Source organism: Rhizobium sp. FY34 (genome assembly GCF_005222845.1).
Classification (GTDB): Bacteria; Pseudomonadota; Alphaproteobacteria; order Rhizobiales; family Rhizobiaceae; genus Neorhizobium.
On record NZ_STFZ01000002.1, the window covers coordinates 152,980 to 159,495 of the forward strand.

Annotated in this window: 9 protein-coding genes; all 9 read right to left on the reverse strand. The window is 57.0% G+C overall.

Annotation, left to right across the window (positions count from 1 at the left end):
- Positions 1-66 precede the first annotated feature (66 nt).
- Complete coding sequence (locus tag E8M77_RS01805) at positions 67-939, reverse strand: hypothetical protein (RefSeq protein WP_137128902.1); 873 nt, start codon at positions 937-939, stop codon at positions 67-69.
- Between the two features lies 1 nt (position 940).
- Positions 941-1,885: a major capsid protein gene (locus E8M77_RS01810; protein ID WP_137128903.1), complete on the reverse strand. Its 945-nt coding sequence runs from the start codon at positions 1,883-1,885 to the stop codon at positions 941-943.
- 27 nt (positions 1,886-1,912) lie between these two features.
- Positions 1,913-2,374, reverse strand: coding sequence for a hypothetical protein (locus tag E8M77_RS01815; RefSeq protein ID WP_137128904.1), 462 nt, complete (start codon positions 2,372-2,374; stop codon positions 1,913-1,915).
- Between the two features lie 504 nt (positions 2,375-2,878).
- Complete coding sequence (locus E8M77_RS01820; RefSeq protein ID WP_170975708.1) at positions 2,879-3,304, reverse strand: regulatory protein GemA; 426 nt, start codon at positions 3,302-3,304, stop codon at positions 2,879-2,881.
- On the reverse strand, positions 3,297-3,617 hold the full coding sequence (locus E8M77_RS01825) for a hypothetical protein (RefSeq protein WP_137128906.1): 321 nt from the start codon (positions 3,615-3,617) through the stop codon (positions 3,297-3,299). The genes E8M77_RS01820 and E8M77_RS01825 overlap by 8 nt, the downstream gene beginning before the upstream one ends.
- Positions 3,614-3,883 (reverse strand): hypothetical protein, encoded by a 270-nt coding sequence (locus E8M77_RS01830; protein WP_137128907.1) that lies wholly within the window; start codon positions 3,881-3,883, stop codon positions 3,614-3,616. Before E8M77_RS01830 ends, E8M77_RS01825 begins: the two co-directional genes overlap by 4 nt.
- A 70-nt stretch (positions 3,884-3,953) precedes the next feature.
- Positions 3,954-4,727 (reverse strand): AAA family ATPase, encoded by a 774-nt coding sequence (locus tag E8M77_RS01835; protein WP_348639894.1) that lies wholly within the window; start codon positions 4,725-4,727, stop codon positions 3,954-3,956.
- Positions 4,727-5,455 (reverse strand): Mu transposase C-terminal domain-containing protein, encoded by a 729-nt coding sequence (locus E8M77_RS01840; protein ID WP_137128909.1) that lies wholly within the window; start codon positions 5,453-5,455, stop codon positions 4,727-4,729. The genes E8M77_RS01835 and E8M77_RS01840 overlap by 1 nt, the downstream gene beginning before the upstream one ends.
- A 15-nt stretch (positions 5,456-5,470) precedes the next feature.
- Positions 5,471-6,367, reverse strand: a complete 897-nt coding sequence (locus tag E8M77_RS01845) for a hypothetical protein (protein ID WP_137128910.1) — start codon at positions 6,365-6,367, stop codon at positions 5,471-5,473.
- Positions 6,368-6,516 lie beyond the last annotated feature (149 nt).

Genomic DNA, 6,516 nt, shown 5'->3' on the forward strand with positions numbered 1-6,516 from the left:
AAGACGGCCGGATCGCCCCGGCCCCCTAATCCCGTGATGGTGCCAGCTTTGGCACATCCGTATTTTCTAACGCTCCTGCGCCATCGAAACGGCATCCACGAAGCTGACGCCCTTTTCCCGTTCGATCTGTCGTGCGCGGTGAAAAAGTTCGACCTGGCTAGGATCGATGCGATAGCCGTCCGGCACATTGGGCATGCTGGGTCGGGTTTCGTCAGGCATCGGGCCAAGGTCCAGGGCTCCAAACGAAACCACCTTCGGCTGACGTTCGAGGTAGGACATGAACCAGTCGCGGCGCGTTGCATCGCCACTGTCGGCAAAGCTAACGGCCTCACGATCATCAAGGCTTGCAGCGAACTGCATCAGCTCGTCTTTGAAGATCGGCAACACCTTGCCCTCATTGACGAGGGTCTCAACTTTCTGGCCAGCGACCAGACGACGTAGGCGGGAAAGCTCGTCATGTTCCGCGAAGCTGAGGACAGTATGAGGAGCCGGTTGAGAAAAGCAGAGCGAAGCACCTTCGCTACCCGCGAACTGGACCGGTTTGAGGCCGGGCACGGCGGGAGCCGCCGCGCCGAGAAAGCCGACATGCTTCAAGTAGACGTCGCCGGGTTTCGGATTGGCGGAACTATCGGGCAGATGAAGCGAGATGGAGACTTTCTTGTAACGCCCTTCCTTCACCAGTTCCGCGAACTGGGCGACGACATCCTTGATCGTCGCCTTGAGCTTGCCGCCCTCGACATAGAGCCGATCCACCCAACCATAGGCGGGCGCATCGATGTGGGGATGGCCGATAACGATGGGCGCGGGATGATTTTCCACATCGTAGCTTTCAGCGATCCGTTGCAACTCGCCTTCTGTGATGGTTGCCGTCTGTCCAGCCATCGGCTGGAACGTCCCGGCGCGAAAAATCTCGATGGGTCCGTAGGTGTCGCTGCTCATGTCAGGCCACGGTGAACGGAGTTTGGAACAGGAAGCCGGACGCCATGCCGGTGACGACGGGCGCGCGCTCATAGCTAACGCCATACACCCACGACTTGGTATCGCCATCCCAGCGTGGCGGCTCCACGAACGGGTGGCCTTTGAGCGTATAGGTGTAGCCGAACGAAGGGTTTTCCACGGCGCGATCCTTGGTCGGCACGTAGGCCAGCATGGCAGCATTGCCCCACACGTCGTGGAACTTGTTCTCGTCGGTCTCCTCGGTATAGGTCGCGCTGCCGACGACAACCTCTTCCACGTCGAAGTAAGACGCCAGCATTTCCGCCGTGATGGAACCGGACTGCGTGTATTTAAACTGTTCCTTGATCTTGGGATGACGCTTCAGCGCCTTTAGACCCAGTTTCGGGATGACGAGAATGTTGGGATCGAGGCCGCATGATCCGCGCACCTGGTCCTTGGCCGCGTCGATATCGGCTTCCGGGTCGCTGGCAGGATTATCCCAACGATCAGAGCCGGCGAGCGCCATGCGGTTGACGACGGGATAACTGGCGGGATCGCTGGCGAGCTTGGCATGTTCGATTTCAAGGGCCAGCGTCATGGCATACATGACGGTGTTCGTGGCCCGTGTGCCGAGATCTATGCCGGGAACCGTATTAGCGTCTTCCGCGAATTCACGCGGCACGGTCGCGTCCAGGGCGTTGCCGACGATGGAGAAGGGCCTGCCCTGGTAACCGACCTGAATGCGCTTGGTGTTCGCCCCCGGCGCGCGCACTGCCTGATATTTCTGGAAGCTTTCCTTGCCGAATTCGATCACCTGCCCGCCGCGTGCGGTGACGGGAACGGCGGGAAAGAGCTTGTGGCCAACGCGCTGGGCATGGGTGTAACCCAGCGCAATACCGGACAATACGGGGTCGATGACGCGGGCTGAATGTTGGTTCAAAGTGGTCATGTTTTTCCTCCTGGCTGGAAACTGGAATTAAAGGCCGCTGGCGCGACTTTCGGGGGTTGGATGGCGTGTGGGAACGCAAAAGGCGCCATGGCGCGTTAGACCCCCGCTAGAAACGGTGGGAGGAATGGGAGGAGTGCCGCACTCATCTTGTTCATTCACTACAAATCCCGAAAGACCCAGTTTGAGGATCAGGCGACGAAGGTAAGAGGCGCTGAGATTGAGGTTCAGGGCGATCTCGTTGCGTGGCACACCGGCCATTATGGCGTTGGTGATATACTCGTCGCGCTCCTGGTTGCCGGGATCGCGCTTCGGGATGTACATTTTCGAGGAAGCGAATTCATCGCAGAGTTGTGTGGCGACCTCCCACCCGAGACGCCTGACGATCAGATGATCTTCTGTCAGTACACTCGTTTTCGGGACCGCTATTTCGGCACCACCAAGTCCCGCACGAACTGCATTGAACGTCTCTATGCCGAGAAGCTCGATCATCAGTCGCGTATCCGTGTCGGGGCAGCGCGAAAGTCGGCCGTTTTTCTTCAAATATTCATTCACGTGAACACCTGCCTAATCGTGCTTCGCCGCATAGGGAGGACATTAGTCCTCCCTAAATCCGTAAAGCCCGGACCTGATGTCCGGCCAAGATGTTGGTTTTTTCGGCTAGGTTTGTGTGGTGAGCGCTTTGAGCGCCAAGGGCAGCGGCGGGGTTTTGGTCTTGCTGGGTCGGCAATGCCGCCGCTGCCCGCCGAATTTCCTATCGGATGCCGTGGCTGTTCCCGCCGCATCGCCGCCACGGCATCCGGTTCGGCGGCTGGCCTTGTCGCAAAGGCCAGCCGCCATCACCCCGCTCCATCAAAAAGATGAAATGGGCGTAGCGCGTTCCCGATGCGTTTTTCGTGTTCGGATGACAGATGACACCGGAAATTCCGGCAAGGCCCGTTAGACCCCCGTTAGAAATTGAAGGTGGGGCAACAGGTGGTGCAGGGCCGACTGTTGTCAGCCCTGCCTACGCGTTCTGCGCTCAACCATGTTGGTGAGGGCTGCGATGACTTTTTGCGCGCCGGTCTTTTCCAGCCATTTCGGACCATGGCCGTGCCGGTGTTTTTCCATCCAGTGTCGGAGACTGGTTTCGTCCCCGGTCCCGTCAGTGAATTGCGACCATAAGGCGGCGATCTTGCGCAGTTGCGCTTCCGATGCCATGCCCGGCCGACGCCCGGCGTCTTTCTTTGCCGAGGTCGATTTGAAGCCCAAAAGCTCAAAATGCGCCATGATCTTCCCAAAGCTTTTGCGATCCAGCCTCTTGGTGCTGTCCTGCCCTGAGAAGCGCAACAGAATGGCCCGGTAATCGTCATCCGTCAGGCCGACTTGAACCTTGGCAACGCGAAGAATTGCATAATGGTAGGTGTCGAGGCCGTCAGTCATCATCCTTCCTCTCCAATTTTTTCAGGCTCACATAACCCTTGTCTGCCAAGGATTCGCTCAGCGCCGAGAGTGTGTCCATCTGGTGATCCACGAATTCGTAGAAGACCTCCATGGCGGCAACGAGATCAGCTATTTCGCCTTCATCGTTGCCTGAGGGCCTATCATCGAACTGATACAACTGGGCCATGCGGCACATGACGCGCACGCGGCGCTCAACGTCATCGATAATGCCGGCAACGTTCAGTTCCTCGAATGGATACGGCCGGGGTTTAAGATGGCTTTGTCGCGATGTGGCGAACGGCATCGGCTTCATAGTCTGCCCTCCCTGTTCATTTCCTGAATGGTAGTGTTAAGCAGGCACGTTCTAGCCGCCATGGCGCGCAAAGCAGCTACTGGGAAATGCGACAGATATTCGTTGTCCCTATGGGTGCTGAAATTTGCGTGCCAAAGCTGGTCACAACCCCAGGCAAGAACCTCCAGATCGTGGTGAAGTTCGTAGATATCGAGTGCAGCAGCTTCAAAGGCGTCCTTTGAGTGGGCTGGCTTAAACTGCGGATTCAACAGGCTTTTTATCGTCATGTGCGTGTTCCGAGGTTAGAATTTGGAGCGCAATGCGGTACAAATGCGCGGTTGGTGAAATGGCGGCTTTTCAGGCGTCATCTTGCATCAGCAACTTTAAGGCGTCTGCCTTGCCGTAGAGGGCGGGGACTGCGCTTTTGAGGTGGTGAATGTGGATCGCGGCGGTGCCACCAGCCAACCGCTTGGCGTACTGGAGAAGGCGCACAAGCGCTCGAACGTTGGTTTGTGTCCCAAAGGCGCTGATCGCCTTGTAAGCATCCATGCCCTCAACGCCGTAGGCTGCACCGATTTCAACACAATCGCGGCCATCAAGGGCGGGAAGCGCAACGCGCATCCCGATACGATCCTCAATCTGCTGAAGCGCCTTTACGTCCTTTTTGCCTGAACTGATAATTCGTTCCGAATTCCCTCCCAGGACCAAGGCAAACCCACAGGTCTCCTGAACTTTTAGAAGTTCTCGCTTGGTGCGGTCCTCAAGGGTCTGAAACTCGTCAATAATGATAAGCTTCCGCTCCGTTGGCACGGCGAAGCGATGCGGCGAGATACTGTAAATCACCTGATTGAACAGCTCTCTCTCATATTGGCTTCCAGCAAGAACTCCCGACGCTGACAGCAATGCAAGGTACATCCCGGAGATATTTTTGTGCGCCTCGCCAATCTGGCCGTAGGAACCATTGAATTCCTTTGCCAAATGAAACAAAGCCGTTGTCTTGCCGTGGCCCGGATCGCTGACAATATAGGATGGATACGGCGACACCATTGCGTAGGAGATTGCATCACGGATGCGCCTGACGGCTCCAATCTCTACGAATATATCTGTAATGTATGGTTGGCTCAGCCCCATCACGACGCCCTTCTTGTGCTGGCAGCAAACGCGGCGCGCGCCTCGTCAATGAGGCGCTGCTCTTCGTCTGCCTTCTGGCGGTTCTTCTTTTCGGGGGAAACGGGCAACATTGCCCGCTTGCTGGATGCGGTTCGGTTGACCGAAATCACGCCGTCAGGCTCGTTCGGAACCACCGGCAATTGCTTCTGACCGTAGGCGATCAAAGCCGCTCCAACGTCTACCGTGGGGATCGGCTTGGAAAGTTCCGTTAGGGCCTTGTTGCGGATACTCTTGCGGCGAGCGCTTTCTTTGGCGCCTCGCGCATCGAGAACGTCGAATGCCCTGTCCGCGACAGCAACTCCGATTTCGTTCCCGTTGATATCGGTGACGAGAACTTCGGAAAAGCCATGATAAACGGGCACATGAACCAGAACTTGGCGCTCAAAGTGTCTAAGAAGACCGTCGCAGGTCCAGACCGCGCCCTTCAGGCCAATACCGTGTTTCCGAACGACACGGGTTTCCGGTTTCGTGAAGACGGTAAGAAGATCAACGGGGTTCATGACCGTGGCCTTCCAACCGGCATTAACATGCTCCCGAAACTTCATCGCTGGCGATTTACCGCCCAATGCTCCCTTCTGCGGCATATGCTCGTATGCGGTTAGATGCCCGTAGATGGTGGCGCACAAGGCTTCAAAGCCATCAGAGAATGCCGCGGGGAGTTTGCCGAGCGCAGGCCGCTTGGGATTCATTCGATCATCGTCAATTCAGCCATTGATATGACGAAAATATTGCTGGTTCATCTGCCGGAACCAGCCTTCGACGTGCTTCGCGGCAGCATTATAGGGCTTCGCGCGTATGATGCGGTTCCGGTCGTCTTCACCGCCAAACGCAATGACCTTACTGCCGAGCTTCAACGCATCGCTTAGATAGTCCGCGAAACCGTACTCGGAGCCATTGTCGGCATACAGCAACTGCGGAACGCCAAAAGACGGATTTTGGCACATATTGACGAAGGCGGTGATGACGTCGGTGTTTCGAACGCCGCCGCCATCCTCGAACAGAACCACTTCACAGAACACCCGGTATGTGCCGAGATCATGAAAGGCCAGAAGTTTCGGGGTTGCGATGGTCCCATTATCGCGCCGCACCAGCACATTAATATGATGCACGTCCATAACGACGACTTCCATGGGAGCAAGCCCCTCGACCGTTCGGCGGACGCGCGGAGCGTCGTCTTCGCTGGCCTTGCGGTCATTGGTGTGACGGTAAGCGGCCTTTAAACGGTACTCTTCTCTCCAGAAATCCAGCGGAATGGCGAAGACCTTCGCGGCCGTCGCCGGGTTGTTCATGGCGAAGCCATACGCCGCCGTCATATCCTTCAGCTTTTCCGCCGTTAGAATGAGGCCCTGCTTGCGCTGCGCACCGCCTTTAATCAGAGCGCGGACGTGAATTTTGAGATCGTTATGGATCATTTCACGGGTGCTTCGGTCGAATGGGACCGCCCTCTCCCATGCACGGCTGATAAAAACCCGCTGCTGCCCCACATCTTTCCTGACAACCTGGGCAAGGCAAAGATGCATGCCGTCATGGGTTTCGTAACGATGCACCCAAAACTTCAGCGTCGAAAGTGCGAGCCTGACCGGCTTCCCGCGCCATCCCATGCGCTCGGTCCCCGCAAGGCGCATATATTCCGTTTGACGATCCGAACTGCCCTTCGGCTGGGCTAGGGTCTGTGGGGATTCACAAATCAGCGCGAATGTGATTCACGCTTTGGATGGATCGTTTTGTACTGACAGACGCCCAATGGGCG

Coding starts and splice junctions, on each gene's coding strand:
- E8M77_RS01840 (WP_137128909.1), bottom strand. CDS start 5,455: ATGAATCCCAAGCGGCCTGCGCTCGGCAAACTCCCCGCGGCATTCTCT.
- E8M77_RS01825 (WP_137128906.1), bottom strand. CDS start 3,617: ATGAAGCCGATGCCGTTCGCCACATCGCGACAAAGCCATCTTAAACCC.
- E8M77_RS01810 (WP_137128903.1), bottom strand. CDS start 1,885: ATGACCACTTTGAACCAACATTCAGCCCGCGTCATCGACCCCGTATTG.
- E8M77_RS01835 (WP_348639894.1), bottom strand. CDS start 4,727: ATGGGGCTGAGCCAACCATACATTACAGATATATTCGTAGAGATTGGA.
- E8M77_RS01845 (WP_137128910.1), bottom strand. CDS start 6,367: ATGGGATGGCGCGGGAAGCCGGTCAGGCTCGCACTTTCGACGCTGAAG.
- E8M77_RS01805 (WP_137128902.1), bottom strand. CDS start 939: ATGAGCAGCGACACCTACGGACCCATCGAGATTTTTCGCGCCGGGACG.
- E8M77_RS01820 (WP_170975708.1), bottom strand. CDS start 3,304: ATGACTGACGGCCTCGACACCTACCATTATGCAATTCTTCGCGTTGCC.
- E8M77_RS01815 (WP_137128904.1), bottom strand. CDS start 2,374: ATGATCGAGCTTCTCGGCATAGAGACGTTCAATGCAGTTCGTGCGGGA.
- E8M77_RS01830 (WP_137128907.1), bottom strand. CDS start 3,883: ATGACGATAAAAAGCCTGTTGAATCCGCAGTTTAAGCCAGCCCACTCA.